This is a genomic window from Methylobacterium sp. AC690, from assembly GCF_979256535.1.
The window spans coordinates 154147-168384 of the sequence record NZ_CEEDOX010000004.1 but is presented as its reverse complement, the minus strand read 5'-3'; the positions used below and the strand labels follow the sequence as shown (position 1 = coordinate 168384).

At 69.9% G+C, this 14238-nt stretch carries 12 protein-coding genes; 9 read left to right on the top strand and 3 right to left on the bottom strand.

Annotated features, from left to right (window positions below; all coding sequences use genetic code 11):
* Positions 1–51: 51 nt before the first annotated feature.
* Together AC0IY1_RS06245 and AC0IY1_RS06240 are read right to left on the bottom strand one after the other, a co-directional pair.
* Positions 52–1041, bottom strand: a complete 990-nt coding sequence (locus AC0IY1_RS06245) for a DUF1775 domain-containing protein (protein WP_471768477.1) — start codon at positions 1039–1041, stop codon at positions 52–54.
* Positions 1042–1083: 42 nt separating this feature from the next.
* Positions 1084–1407, bottom strand: a complete 324-nt coding sequence (locus AC0IY1_RS06240; protein ID WP_471768475.1) for a hypothetical protein — start codon at positions 1405–1407, stop codon at positions 1084–1086.
* A 332-nt stretch (positions 1408–1739) separates the two neighbouring features.
* Between AC0IY1_RS06240 and AC0IY1_RS06235 the strand changes: the two genes are divergently transcribed.
* The 9 genes from AC0IY1_RS06235 (at position 1740) to AC0IY1_RS06195 (ending at position 11921) form a co-directional block, all read left to right on the top strand.
* Positions 1740–3038 (top strand): L,D-transpeptidase family protein, encoded by a 1299-nt coding sequence (locus tag AC0IY1_RS06235; protein WP_055952428.1) that lies wholly within the window; start codon positions 1740–1742, stop codon positions 3036–3038.
* Between the two features lie 348 nt (positions 3039–3386).
* Positions 3387–4691 (top strand): serine hydroxymethyltransferase, encoded by a 1305-nt coding sequence (glyA, locus tag AC0IY1_RS06230; RefSeq protein ID WP_055952431.1) that lies wholly within the window; start codon positions 3387–3389, stop codon positions 4689–4691.
* A 134-nt stretch (positions 4692–4825) separates the two neighbouring features.
* Complete coding sequence (gene nrdR / locus AC0IY1_RS06225; protein WP_471768474.1) at positions 4826–5401, top strand: transcriptional regulator NrdR; 576 nt, start codon at positions 4826–4828, stop codon at positions 5399–5401.
* Between the two features lie 95 nt (positions 5402–5496).
* Positions 5497–6585, top strand: a complete 1089-nt coding sequence (gene ribD / locus AC0IY1_RS06220; RefSeq protein WP_471768677.1) for a bifunctional diaminohydroxyphosphoribosylaminopyrimidine deaminase/5-amino-6-(5-phosphoribosylamino)uracil reductase RibD — start codon at positions 5497–5499, stop codon at positions 6583–6585.
* 1 nt (position 6586) lies between these two features.
* On the top strand, positions 6587–7231 hold the full coding sequence (locus AC0IY1_RS06215; protein ID WP_471768472.1) for a riboflavin synthase: 645 nt from the start codon (positions 6587–6589) through the stop codon (positions 7229–7231).
* A gap of 202 nt (positions 7232–7433) precedes the next feature.
* Entirely contained in the window at positions 7434–7940 is a 507-nt protein-coding gene (ribH, locus tag AC0IY1_RS06210; RefSeq protein ID WP_471768470.1) for a 6,7-dimethyl-8-ribityllumazine synthase, read from the top strand.
* A 23-nt stretch (positions 7941–7963) separates the two neighbouring features.
* Complete coding sequence (gene nusB / locus AC0IY1_RS06205; RefSeq protein ID WP_055953722.1) at positions 7964–8440, top strand: transcription antitermination factor NusB; 477 nt, start codon at positions 7964–7966, stop codon at positions 8438–8440.
* Between the two features lie 5 nt (positions 8441–8445).
* Entirely contained in the window at positions 8446–9435 is a 990-nt protein-coding gene (gene thiL, locus AC0IY1_RS06200) for a thiamine-phosphate kinase (protein ID WP_471768469.1), read from the top strand.
* Between the two features lie 338 nt (positions 9436–9773).
* On the top strand, positions 9774–11921 hold the full coding sequence (locus AC0IY1_RS06195; protein WP_471768467.1) for a sodium-translocating pyrophosphatase: 2148 nt from the start codon (positions 9774–9776) through the stop codon (positions 11919–11921).
* A gap of 96 nt (positions 11922–12017) precedes the next feature.
* Here the strand turns inward: AC0IY1_RS06195 and paoC are convergent, their stop codons facing one another.
* Complete coding sequence (gene paoC, locus AC0IY1_RS06190; RefSeq protein ID WP_471768466.1) at positions 12018–14237, bottom strand: aldehyde oxidoreductase molybdenum-binding subunit PaoC; 2220 nt, start codon at positions 14235–14237, stop codon at positions 12018–12020.
* Position 14238 lies beyond the last annotated feature (1 nt).

Here is a 14238-nt window from a genome sequence, read left to right as displayed (position 1 = left end):
CAGCGGGATCAGCTCCGCCCTGGATGTCCCGGGATCCGGGAATCCGCGACGTCAGTGCTCGTGAGGGCCCGGTGCCGTTGCGGCGGCCGCGGGTGCACCCGGCTTCATGGCGCCGATCGGCGCCACGCTGAAGCTGACGGGCACGGTGCCGGCCCGCTCGAAGCGCAACGTACCCGGGACCGTCTCGCCGGCCTTGGGGCCACTCGCGAGATCCTCGAACATGAGGTGCAGGCCGCCGGGCTTCAGCTCCACCGTCTCGCCCGGCTTGATCACGAGGCCACCCTCGACGGGAGCCATCTTCATCACGCCGCCCTCCATGGTCATGGAGTGGATCGAGGCACGTCCCGCCAGGGGGATCGAGGCGCCGACGAGACGGTCGGCCTGGCTGCCGGTGTTGGTGACGCGGACATAGCCGCCCGCCACCTTGGCGCCGCCGGGCGTCGCGCGCATCCACGGCGTCTCGATGTTGAGATCGCCGGCCTTCACGCTCGATGCCTCCGCCCGGGCCGGGCTGGAAGCCGCGGCCACGATACGGACGCCGGGGGCGGGGGACTTCAGCGCATGGGCATCCTGCCCCGCGGCCGGGATCTCGCGCCAGCGGTACTGCCCCGCGGTGCAATCCTGCTCGACGGGGAAGTAGACCGTGCTGCCGGGTGTGAAGGCGTCGCTGACCCGCGCCAGGAAGGTGAACTCGTCGACCTGCTCGTCGGGCAGGCTGCCGCCGGTCCAGGTGATGGTCTTCACGCCCTCACGGATATCCCCGTGGTAATACGGATAGGCCCGGGCGTAGGGGCCCTTCTCGGTCGTCACGGTCCAGCCGGGCTTCGGCATCGGCTTGGCACCGATCACGCCCTCCGGAATGGTGACGCTGACGCGGTTTGTCGGCTGGCCGTCGCAGCCATGGGTGATCTGCACGACGCCGCGGTAACCGGCATTCGGACTCGCTTCCTTGCGCTCCAGGGTGGCGTGCGCGAGGGAGGCGGTGGCGGACAGGGTGAGGAGAAGGCCTGCGAAGAGCTCGGCCCGGGGGATGCGGTTCATCGAAAGGTCCAGGTCTGACGGGATCGGGAATCGGCGATCGAATCAGACGGCGGGTGGACCTCGAGGATGGGGAATCGTGCCCGGCGGTCCGCGTGCGGACACGGATGCCTCGCGCTGCCAGGCGACCCGGCGCGTCGCGCGGACCGGCCAGACGATGGTGCGGGCCGACACCTCCGGCAATGCCGCGTGCAGCATCGACCCGGCCACGGTGCAGCAGGGCTGGTGATGGGCGTGGGTCGAATCGGGCGCGCCGGGACCGGACTCGTCGATCGGCCCAAGGCAGAGGATGCCGTGCGCGGTGGAGACGGGCAGGGGAACGAGTCCACTGAGGACGGCGTGGAGAACGAACGCATAGAGCGCGACCACCGCAGTGATCGCGCGCAGCGGGGCCCACCCTCCGTGGCCAGCTTGTTTCGCCGGAAGCGTCATCGTCGTTCGGCTTACGCCATCGGCCATCGTTTCGCCATGCCGATTACACGGTGCGACACAGTGCTGTGGCACACGAGCCGCAGTCGAGAGGATGTGTCGGGGGATCACGGGGATAAGCCGCGCCGTGCCACAATGTGGCCGGGTCCCCATGAGTTCTTAACCGTACCCCGACACGGTCGTGACAGGGGGTGTTCCAAGACCTCGGCGCGCATCGCCGGGACCGACGACACCGCACGTCACTTCGTAAATCAGATCAGAGTTCACGTCCGATGCTGAATCAGGCTTTCCACACTCGCGCGCTCGGCTTCGCGCTGCTCGCATCGGCGGCCGTCATCGGCCAGTCGGCGACGGCGCGCGAGGCCGGCGGCTTCGCCCAGGCCGAGTGGGCGCAGGACTACGCCTCGCCCGCCGCCATGCAGGTGCAGCGCTCCTCGACCCCGATCCTGTCGCCCCAGACCGTGGCGGCGACGGAGCAGATGATCGAGCGCTACCGGGACATCGTCAATCGCGGCGGCTGGAAGCCCGTCTCGGGCGCGGATCGCCTGCGCGTCGGCGCTAAGGGACCGGCCGTGGCCGCCCTGCGCCAGCGCCTGATCGTCACGGGCGATCTCGACCCGGCCTCCGGCGGTTCGGGCGTCTATGATTCCTACGTGGCGGCCGGCGTGAAGCGCTTCCAGGCCCGGCACGGGCTGAGCCAGACCGGCGCCATGAGCCTCACCACGCAGCAAGCCATGAACGTGCCGGCGGACGTGCGCCTGCACCAGCTCGAGATCAACGTGGTCCGCCTGCGCTCCTATGCCGGCAACCTCGGCAACCGCTTCGTCATCACCAACATCCCCGCCGCCCTGGTTCAGACGGTGGAGAACGGCCAGGTCGTGACCCTGCACGCCGCCGGCGTCGGCAAGATCGACCGCCAGTCGCCGATCATGAACACCAAGGCGACGCAGATCAATTTCAATCCCTTCTGGACGGTCCCGGCTTCCATCGTGAAGAAGGACCTCATCCCCAAGATGCAGAAGGACCCGACCTACCTCACCGAGAACAAGATCCGCATCTTCTCGGGTGAGACCGAGATTTCGCCGGCTTCGGTGAACTGGAACTCGGATGAGGGCACGCGCTACCGCTACCGCCAGGATTCGGGCGCCGACTTCAACTCGATGGGCATCGTGCGCATCAACATTCCGAATCCCTACGGCGTGTTCATGCACGACACGAACACCAAGGGCGTGTTCGGCGACGACTTCCGCTTCATCTCCTCGGGCTGCGTCCGCGTGCAGAACGTGCGCGAGTACATCACCTGGCTTCTCAAGGACACGCCCGGCTGGGGCCGCGAGCAGGTCGAGCAGGCCATCGAGAGCGGCAAGCGCGTCGACGCCACCCTGTCGACCCCGGTGCCGGTCTACTGGACCTACATCACCGCTTGGTCGACCCCGGACGGCCTCGTCCAGTTCCGCGACGACATCTACAAGCGTGACGGCGTGAACGTGCCCTCGACCCTCTCGGCCCCGACCCCGGTCGCCAGCGCCGAGCAGGTCCAGAGCTTCGAGCCGGGCGACGAGGAGAACTGAGTTTCCTCACCGGTTTCGCATCCGCTGACGCTCGAGGCCCGCACCCCCAGGTGCGGGCCTCCTTGCATTGTGCGGGCCTCCTTGCATTCTGCGGGCCTCCTTGCATTCTGCGGGCTGTGTTGCGTCATGCGGTCCTTTTCGCCTCGTGTATGCGACGCCACGACACGGGTTGTTGTCGCGTCGACTCCGCGTGCCGCGCTCTGTGCTGAATTTTTTTGAGCACACGCAAAAAAATGCCTGTGCTTGGCCTCGGAACTCGTCGCGTGTAGTAATCCAGCCTTCGAACGCCCGCCCGCCAACGCCAGCGGATTACGGGTGCGTCCGCCCGTTCAACAATCGAGGCTTTCCATGAGCGCCGGTACTGCTGCCGACAAGCACTTCTCCAACACCTTCTTCGCTGCTCCCCTCGCGGACGCGGATCCGGAGATCGCCCAGGCGGTGGCCCAGGAACTCGGCCGCCAGCAGCACGAGATCGAGCTGATCGCCTCCGAGAACATCGTCTCGCGCGCGGTTCTCGAGGCGCAGGGCTCGGTGCTGACGAACAAGTACGCCGAGGGCTATCCGGGCCGTCGCTACTACGGCGGCTGCCAGTTCGTCGACATCGCTGAGAACCTGGCCATCGATCGCGCCAAGCGCCTGTTCAACTGCGGCTTCGCCAACGTGCAGCCGAACTCCGGCAGCCAGGCGAACCAGGGCGTGTTCCTGGCCCTGATGCAGCCGGGCGACACCTTCCTCGGCCTCGACCTCGCGGCCGGCGGCCACCTCACCCACGGCGCCCCCCCGAACGTCTCCGGCAAGTGGTTCAAGCCGGTCTCCTACACCGTGCGCCGGGACGACCAGCGCATCGACATGGAGCAGGTCGAGGCCCTCGCCCACGAGCACAAGCCCAAGGTGATCATCGCCGGCGGCTCCGGCTACCCGCGCCACTGGGACTTCGCCAAGTTCCGTGAGATCGCCGACGCCGTCGGCGCCTACTTCTTCGTCGACGCGGCCCACTTCGCGGGCCTGATCGCGGCCGGCGTGCATCCGTCGCCGTTCCCGCACGCCCACGTCGTCACCACGACGACCCACAAGACCCTGCGCGGCCCGCGCGGCGGCATGATCCTGACGAACGACGAGGCGCTGGCCAAGAAGTTCAACTCGGCGATCTTCCCCGGCATCCAGGGCGGCCCGCTCATGCACGTCATCGCCGGCAAGGCCGTGGCCTTCGGCGAGGCGCTCAAGCCCGAGTTCAAGATCTACGCCAAGCAGGTGATCGAGAACGCCAAGGCGCTGGCCGACACCCTGATGACGAGCGGCTACAACATCACCTCGGGCGGCACCGACAACCACCTCATGCTGGTCGACCTCACCAGCAAGGGCTTGACCGGCAAGGCGGCGGAAGCGGCCCTCAGCCGCGCCGACATCACCTGCAACAAGAACGGCGTGCCGTTCGACACGCAGAAGCCCACCATCACCTCGGGCATCCGCCTCGGCACCCCGGCCGGCACCTCGCGCGGCTTCGGCGTCGCCGAGTTCAAGCAGATCGGCAGCCTCATCGTCGAGGTTCTCGATGGCCTCGTGGCCAAGGGCGATGAGGGCGATGCCGCGGTCGAGGCGAGCGTGAAGCAGCGGGTGCACGCCCTGACCGACCGGTTCCCGATCTACGGCTGAGGCGCAACGCCCCGCCCACGGGCGCTCGGGGACGCTTGAACCGGCGCCCCCCACCATGCCATGCAACGGCCGCGGACCATCGGGTCCGCGGCCGTTGCCTTTTCCAACGCTCCTTCTTCCCAGGTGTCCGTCCGATGCGGTGTCCCTATTGCGGCGGTCCCGACACCCAGGTGAAGGATTCGCGGCCGAGCGACGACGCGGCGGCGATCCGCCGGCGCCGGGTCTGCCCGGATTGCGGCGGGCGCTTCACCACCTTCGAGCGCGTGCAGCTGCGGGAACTCACCGTGCTGAAGCGCTCGGGCAAGCGCGTGCCCTTCGACCGCGACAAGCTCCAGCGCTCGATCGGCGTCGCCCTGCGCAAGCGCCCGGTGGACCCCGAGCGGATCGAGCGCCTCGTCAGCGGCATCACCCGGCAGCTGGAGAGCAGCGGCGAGGCCGAGATCGGCAGCGAGGCCATCGGCGAACTCGTGATGGAGGGCCTGAAGGGGCTCGACGACGTCGCCTACGTGCGCTTCGCTTCGGTCTACAAGAATTTCCGCGAGGCCAGCGACTTCAAGGCGTTGCTCGGGACCCTGTCCGATCCGGCCGCCGCGACGGGCACGGGGGCACCGCGCGGGGAGGGCGGAACCGCGACCGAGGAGCCGGCCGAGGATCTCTCCGCGATGGTCACGCCGCTCCGGCCGAAGCGCCAGCCGAAGTCGCGGGCGTGAGGGACGAAGGCATGGAGACCGTCGGGATGGAGACCGCCGGGATGGAGACCGCCGGGGTGAAGACCCTGGGCCGGGGCGAGACCGACCGCCGCTACATGCGCCTCGCGCTCGCCCTCGGGCACCGCAATCTCGGACGCACCTGGCCGAACCCCTCCGTGGGCGCCGTGGTGGTGGCGGGTCCGCCCGGCGCGGAGCGGATCGTCGGGCAGGGCACGACGGCCCCCGGCGGTCGCCCGCACGCGGAGCCGATCGCCCTCGCCATGGCGGGGGAGGTGGCCCGCGGCGCAACGCTCTACGTCAGCCTCGAGCCGTGCTCCCACCACGGCCGTACCCCGCCCTGCACCGACGCCATCGTGGCGGCCGGCATCGCCCGCGTCGTCACGGCCCTGGAAGATCCCGATCCGCGGGTCGCCGGACGCGGCCACAGCCTCCTGGCCGCCGCCGGCATCGCGGTGACCACGGGCGTCCTGGCGGAAGAGGCCGCCCGCGATCATCGCGGGCACGTCACCCGCGTGACGCGGGGTCGGCCCAGCCTGCACCTCAAGCTCGCCCAGACCCAGGATGGTTTTGCAGGCGCGCCGGCCGAGCGCCTGCGGATCACCGGGCCCATCGCCGACGGCGCCGTGCATCTCTGGCGGGCGCACGCGGATGCGATCCTGGTCGGCATCGGCACTGCGCGAGCCGATGATCCCTCCCTCACGGTCCGGCTGCCCGGCCTGTCGGATCGCTCGCCCCTGCGCGTCGTGCTCGATTCGAGCCTGCGCCTGCTGCCCTCCACCACGCTCGTGCGCAGCGCCCGCGACGTGGAGACCCTGATCCTCACCACGCGTCGCGCGCCGGTCCACGCCAAGCGCATGCTGACGTCCTTCGGCGTCGAGGTGATCGGCGTCGATGCCGACGGCGCGGGACAGGTCGACCTGCACGCCGCCCTGCGGGCGCTGGCCGAGCGGGGCGTGACGCGGCTTTGCTGCGAAGGCGGCCCGCACCTCGCCGATGCTCTGGCGGGCGCCGACCTCGTCGACGTCTTCACCCTCATCACCGGCCCGGGGCGGCTCGGAGACACCGGCGGCCTGCCGGCCATCGGCCCGGTGCTTCAGAATCGGCTCGACGAACACCATCTCGGGATCGTCGAATCCCGGTTGTTCGGTCCCGACCGGGCCGTCACCTACGAGCGGAGCGCCTGAGATGTTCACCGGTCTCGTCACGGATGTCGGAGAGGTCGTGTCGGTCGCCGGCGACGATCGCCTGCGCCGCATCCGCATCCGCTCCCACTACGATCCGGCCACGATCGCGCTGGGCGCCTCCATCGCCTGCTCGGGTCCCTGCCTCACGGCGGTCGCGGTCGAGCCGACGGCGGAGGGCTGCATCTTCGCCGTCGATGCCGCGGCCGAGACGCTGGCTCGGACCCATGTGGGGACCTGGCGCGAGGGACGTCGCGTGAATCTCGAGCGCTCCCTGAAGATCGGCGACGAGCTCGGCGGGCACCTCGTCACCGGCCACGTCGACGGCCTCGCCGAACTGGTTGCCCGCGATCCCGTCACGGGCGGCGCGGGGGATCCGCAATGGGCCCCCTCGGACCGGTTCACGCTGCGGGCCCCGGCCCCGCTCGCACGCTTCATCGCCGAGAAGGGCTCCGTCTGCCTCGATGGGACCTCGCTGACGGTGAACACGGTGGATGGCGCCCTGTTCTCGGTGCTCCTCATCCCGCACACCCTGGCGGTGACCACCTGGGGCGAGCGGCGGGCCGGGGACGGGCTCAACCTCGAGGTCGACCTCATCGCCCGCTACGCCGCGCGCCTGTCCGAGAGCCGGGCCGCGGTCGAGGCCTGAACGCAGCCGCGGCCCGGAGCCCCGATTCGCGGGGGCCGTGCTTGTCGCCAAGCCGCCCAGGGTCTATCGCTCGCGCCTGCGGGCGCAGGACACGTCCGGCCGGTCGAGCCTTGCGCGCCGACGGATCCCCCGGGGTCCCGGCGGGCGCGCCCGGTCCCGGCCGCTGTGCCGTCCGCCGACCGTGTCCCGTGAAGGCCCCTCGATGGTTTCGCTCGCCTACGCTTCCCGCCACGCTCCCGCCAACGTCAAGGGCGCGCGCGTCCTCGTGGTCGAGGCCCGCTACTACGAAGATCTCGCGGACGAGCTCCTGGCCGGTGCGGAGGGCGCCTTGGCGGCAGCCGAAGCCGTGGCCACGGTGGTGACCGTGCCGGGCGCCCTGGAGATTCCCGCCGCCATCGCGATCCTGGTCGAGGCCGCGGCCCGCGCCGGCCAGCCCTACGACGCCGTCGTGGCGCTCGGCTGCGTCATCCGCGGCGAGACCGGGCATTACGACATCGTCGCGGGCGAGAGCGCACGGGCCCTGATGGACCTGTCCGTCACCCTGCGCCTGCCGCTGGGCAACGGCATCCTGACGGTGGAGACGGAAGCGCAGGCCCAGGCCCGCGCCCGGGTCGCCGAACTGAACAAGGGCGGCGGTGCCGCCGAGGCCGCGCTCGCGGTGCTGTCGCTGAAGCGCGACGCGTCGGCGGCGTCGGTCGGAGAGGATTGAGCATCATGGCCAACGACCCCGGGATGAAGACCGCCGAACGCAGCGGCGCGCGCCTCTCCGTCGTGCAGGCGCTCTACGACATGGAGATCTCGGGCAAGGGCGTGATCGAGGCGCTCGCCGAGTTCGAGACCTTCTGGATCGGCCGCGAGGTGGACGGCATCGAGCATCCCGCCGCCGAGATCGCCTTCTTCCGCGACCTCCTGCGCGGTGTCGTCGATGAGCAGCGCGCCATCGATCCGATCCTGGACGGGGCACTGGCCGCGGGCTGGCCGCTCAAGCGCATCGAGGCGGTGCTGCGTGCCATCCTGCGGGCGGGTGCCTACGAGCTCATGTCGCGCCGCGACGTGCCGGCCCGGGTCGTCATCTCCGAATATGTCGACGTCGCCCACAGCTTCTACGGCGGCGACGAGCCCGGCATGGTCAACGGCGTCCTCGACAAGGTGGCCCGGGACGTGCGCGGCAACGAATTCGCCGGCCTGCCGGCTTCCGGCCGGGCCTGAGCCCCGTGGCTCGGCCCGACGAGGACGGGCTGATCGCACGCTACTTCGCGCCCCTGGCCGGCCCCGGAGCGGACGGCCTGCGCGACGACGCCGCCACCCTGTCGCCCAGTCCCGGCTGCGACCTCGTGCTGACGGCCGACGCCATCGTGGCCGGGGTGCACTACTTTCCCGACGATCCACCGGGTTCGATCGCGCGCAAGGCCCTCGGCGTCAACGTCTCGGACCTCGCCGCCAAGGGCGCACGTCCGCGCGGCATCCTGCTGACCCTGGCCCTGCCCGATGATTGGACCGAGGCCTGGCTGGCCGCCTTCGCGGCCGGCCTCGCCGATGGCCTCGCGGCGTTCGGCCTCGACCTCCTCGGCGGCGATACCGTGCGGGCCGCCGGCCCGGCGCTCATCGGTGTGACGGCGATCGGCGAAGTCCCGGCGGGCGGGATCGTCCGGCGCGGGACGGCGCAGGTCGGTGACCGGATCTGCGTCAGCGGCACCATCGGGGATGCGGCCCTGGGCCTGATCCTGCGCCGACCCGATGCGCCGGCCTGGGCGGGCGCACTCGGCGCGGCGGATCGCGACGCGCTCATCGATCGCTACTGGCATCCCCGCCCGCGCATCGGCCTCGCGACGGTCCTGCGCCGCTACGCCCGGGCCGCGATGGACGTTTCCGACGGTCTCGCCGGGGATCTGACCAAGATGCTGAAGGGGGAGGGGCGCTCCGCACGGATCGAACTCGCCCGCGTCCCGCTCTCGCCGGCCGCCGCGAGGGCCCTGGCACGGGAGCCGGCCCTCCTGACCCCGATCGTGACGGGCGGCGATGATTACGAGATCCTCTGCGCCGTCGCACCCGGGAACCTGGACGCCTGCCTGGCGGCAGCCGCCGCCGCCGGAACGCCCCTGACCTGCATCGGCACGGTCACGGCCGATTCCGCGGCGCCGGTCTTCCACGACGCCGACGGCACGCCGCACGCGCTCGGAACCGGCTCCTTCAGCCACTTCTGAGACGCCGGCGCCTCCGCGCGGCGCCGGTCCCGACGGTCGCGAGCGGACTGCTACTCCCGCGACAACTGATGCCGATCGCCGCGAATGCTGCGACGCACAACTATTCGCGCCTGAAAAAGCTAAGCAGCATTTGCCAGCGCCGGTGAAGTTTGGCACTCAGAGGAGGCATTCCTTGGGAGGAGATGCACAACAACAGCAACATGACGCGCAGCGGAGACGCTGGCGCGAACGATGACCTTCGCACGCACGAAGCGCTGCGCACGCACGGAAACCACGGCCACGAAGTCTAACAACGCCACGACAGACCCGCACGGGCATCGCCAATCAAGGACGGTCGAATGACAGCTTTGTTGCTTATCATCCTGGGCGGGCTGTGCGCCGTCGCCTATGGCATCCTCACGATCAACGACGTGATGAAGCGGGACGCCGGCACGCAGCGCATGCAGGAGATCGCGGGGGCGATCGCCGAGGGTGCGCAGGCCTATCTCCGGCGCCAATACGCCACCATCGCGATCGTCGGTCTCGTGCTGTTCGTGGCCCTCGCCTACTTCCTCGGGCTGAAAGTGGGGATCGGCTTCCTGATCGGCGCAGTCCTGTCGGGGGCGGCCGGCTTCATCGGCATGAACGTCTCCGTGCGCGCCAATGTCCGCACCGCGCAGGCGGCCTCCACGTCCCTCGGCGGCGGCCTCGACGTCGCCTTCAAGTCGGGCGCCGTCACCGGCATGTTCGTGGCCGGCCTCGCGCTCCTCGGGGTGGCGCTCTACTACGGCTATCTCACCCGCGTCGCCGGCCTGTCGCCCGCCAGCCGCGACGTCATCGACGCCCTGGTGGCTTTGGGCTTCGGTGCCTCGCTGATCTCGATCTTCGCCCGGCTCGGCGGCGGCATCTTCACCAAGGGTGCCGATGTCGGCGGCGATCTAGTCGGCAAGGTCGAGGCCGGGATCCCGGAGGACGATCCGCGCAACCCCGCCACCATCGCGGACAATGTCGGCGACAACGTCGGTGACTGCGCCGGCATGGCGGCGGACCTGTTCGAGACCTACGCGGTGACCGTGGTCGCCACCATGGTGCTCGCGGCGATCTTCTTCTCCGGCCAGACCGACGTCGCCGGACGCAACGTCCTCGAGGCGATGCTGCTCTATCCGCTGGCCATCGGCTCCTCGTGCATCCTCACCTCGATCGCCGGCACCTACGCGGTGCGGCTCGGCGCCAACCAGTCGATCATGGGCGCGCTCTACAAGGGCCTGGTCACCGCCGGCGCCCTGTCGATCGTGGCCATCGCGGGCGTGAACTACGCCCTGTTCGGTGGCTTCGGCACCGCCTTCACCACCAATGCGGGCGTCACCTTCACCTCCGGCGGCCTCCTCGGCTGCGCCGTGATCGGCCTCGTCATCACGGCGCTGATCGTCGTCATCACCGAGTACTACACCGGCACCAACTTCCGGCCGGTGAAGTCCATCGCGGACGCCTCCGTCACCGGCCACGGCACCAACGTGATCCAGGGCCTGGCCATCTCGCTCGAATCCACCGCGCTGCCCGCGCTCGTCATCGTCGCGGGCATCATCAGCACCTACTCGCTGGCTGGGCTCTTCGGCATCGCCATCGCGGTCACCGCCATGCTGGCGCTCGCCGGCTTCATCGTGGCCCTCGATGCCTTCGGGCCGGTGACCGACAATGCCGGCGGCATCGCCGAGATGGCGGGCCTGCCGCCGGACGTGCGCAAGTCCACCGATGCTCTCGACGCGGTCGGTAACACCACCAAGGCCGTGACCAAGGGCTACGCCATCGGCTCGGCCGGTCTCGGTGCCCTGGTGCTCTTCGCTGCCTACACCTCCGACCTGAACTACTTCATCGCCAATGCGAGCCCGATTCAGTACCGCTTCTTCCAGGGCGTGACGGTCGATTTCTCACTCTCTAACCCCTACGTCGTCGTTGGCCTGCTGCTGGGCGGCCTGATCCCGTTCCTGTTCGGCGGCATGGCGATGACCGCGGTCGGCCGCGCGGCCGGCGCCGTGGTGGAGGAGGTCCGCCGGCAATTCCGGGAGAAGCCCGGCATCATGCAGGGGACCGACCGGCCGGATTACGGCCGCGCCGTCGACATGCTCACCCGGGCGGCGATCAAGGAGATGATCGTGCCGTCGCTGCTGCCGGTGCTGTCGCCGATCGTGCTGTTCTTCGTGATCCAGGCGATCGCCGGCAAGAGCCAGGCCTTCGCCACGGTGGGGGCGATGCTCCTCGGCGTCATCCTCACCGGCCTGTACGTCGCGGTCTCGATGACCTCGGGCGGCGGCGCCTGGGACAACGCCAAGAAGTACATCGAGGACGGGCATCACGGCGGCAAGGGCTCGGAGGCCCACAAGGCGGCGGTGACCGGCGACACCGTCGGCGACCCCTACAAGGACACGGCCGGCCCCGCCGTGAACCCGGCGATCAAGATCACCAACATCATCGCCCTGCTGCTGCTGGCCGTGCTGGCGCACAGCTGAACGCGAACGACCCCCGGCGGCCTCGGGCCATCGGGGGTCGCGGCAGGTCGCGCGGGCCGCGGCAGGATCACCGCCGCGGCCGTCGCCCGCCCGATCTCAGGCGGCGTCCGGCATCTGGCCGAGGAGCTTGTCGAGGGTGATCGGGTAGCTTCGCACCCGCACGCCGGTGGCGTTGTAGACCGCGTTGGCCACCGCCGCGCCGACACCGCAGATACCGAGCTCGCCCACCCCCTTCGCCTTCATCGGCGAGGATTGCGGATCGACCTCGTCGAGGAAGATCACCTCCTGATGCGGGATGTCGGCATGCACCGGCACCTCGTAGCCGGCCAGATCGTGGTTCACGAAGAAGCCGCGCTTGGTGTCGACGGCGAGTTCCTCCATCAGCGCGCCGCCGACGCCCATCGTCATGCCGCCGATGACCTGGCTGCGTGCCGATTTCGGGTTGAGGATGCGCCCGGCCGCGCAGACCGCCAACATGCGACGCACCCGGATCTCCGCCGTGTCGATATCGACGCCGACCTCGACGAAGTGGCCCGCGAAGGTCGATTGCTGCTGCTTCTTGGCGAGGTCGCCGTACTCGATCGAATCCTCGGCCACCAGTTCGCCGTCGCTGGCCGCCTTGGCCAGGGTCTCAGTGCGGTTGCCGGAGCGGACCTGTCCGTCCTCGAACGCCACGTCGGCCGAGTTGAAGCCGAGGCGCTGGGCCACCGCCTCGCGGAGCTGGACGCAGGCGGCATAAACGCCGGCGGTGGAGTTGTTCGCACCGAACTGTCCGCCCGAGCCGGCCGAGACCGGGAAGGACGAATCGCCGAGGCGGACCACAACCTTGTCCAGGCCCACGCCCATCATCTCGGCGGCGGTCTGGGCGATGATCGTGTAGGAGCCGGTGCCGATGTCGGTCATGTCGGTCTCGACCGTGACGATGCCGTCGCGCCCGAGGCGGACGCGGGCGCCCGACTTCATCAGCAGGTTGTTGCGGAAGCCCGCCGCCATGCCGATGCCGACGAGCCAGCGCCCGTCGCGAACCTGGCCGGGCTTCGGGTTGCGGGCCGACCAGTTGAACGTCTCTGCGCCGAGCTTGAGGCAGCCGACGAGGTTGCGGTGGGAGAACGGGCGCTCCGGATGACCCGGATCGACCTGGGTGTCGTTGCGGACACGGAAGGCGACCGGGTCCATACCCAGCTTCTCGGCCATCTCGTCCATGGCGATCTCGAGGGCCATCAGGCCGGGCGCCTCGCCCGGGGCCCGCATCGAATTGCCCTCGGGCAGGTCGAGATGGGCGAGCTTCATCGCCGTCAGGCGATTGGCGCCGGCGTAGAGGAGCTTGGTCTGATCCACCGCCGTCTCCGGCTTGCCCTTCGGCAGGTTGCCCGAGGTGCTCTCGTGCGCGATGGCGGTGATCGTCCCGTCCGGGGTCGCACCGATGCGGATGCGCTGGATCGTGGCCGGCCGGTGCGTGGTGTTGTTGGCCACCAGCGGCCGGGTGAGGGCGACCTTGACCGGCCGGCCGGCGGCCTTGGCGGCGAGGGCCGCCACCACGGCATCCGAGCGCACGAACAGCTTACCCCCGAAGCCGCCGCCGATATAGGGCGAGTCGACGCGGATCGAGGCCTCCGGAATGCTGAGAATCTTGGCGATGCTGCCCTTGGTCCAGGCGATCATCTGGTTGGAGGTCCAGAGGGTGAGCTTGTCGCCCTCCCAGGCGGCGATGGTCGCGTGCGGCTCCATCATCGCATGGCTCTCGTCGGGGGTCGTGTAGGTCTCGTCGAACGTGACGGGCGCCGACGCGAAGGCCCCCTCGAAGTCGCCTGCGCGGTCTTCGCTACCGCCGCCGCTGCCCTCGCCGCTGTCGCCGGGAACCGGCTTGGCGGACGACGCCACGGCCTCGAGGTCGAACTGACCGGCCTCGCGGGCATAGTCGACCTTGACGAGGAACGCCGCGGCCCGCGCCTGCTCGAACGTCTCGGCCACGACGACCGCGATGGCCTGATGGTAATGCTGGATCTGCGGTCCGCCGAAGAGGTTCGCGGCGTTCATCCGGCCGAGACCGAGGGCCGGCATGTCCAGGGTGGTGACGATGGCGACGACACCGGGCGACGCCTTGGCGGCCGCCGTGTCGATGGCGCGGATGCGGCCCTTGGCGATGCCGGCGCCGAGCACGTAGCCGTAGGCCTGGTTCGCCACCACGTCGTGGCGCTCATAGGCGTAGGGCGCCGTTCCGGTGGTCTTGAACTTGCCGTCGATGCGATCGGTGGCCTTGCCGACGACCTTGAGCTGGTCGATCGGATTCTGGCCCGCGGGGGTATCGAACTTCATG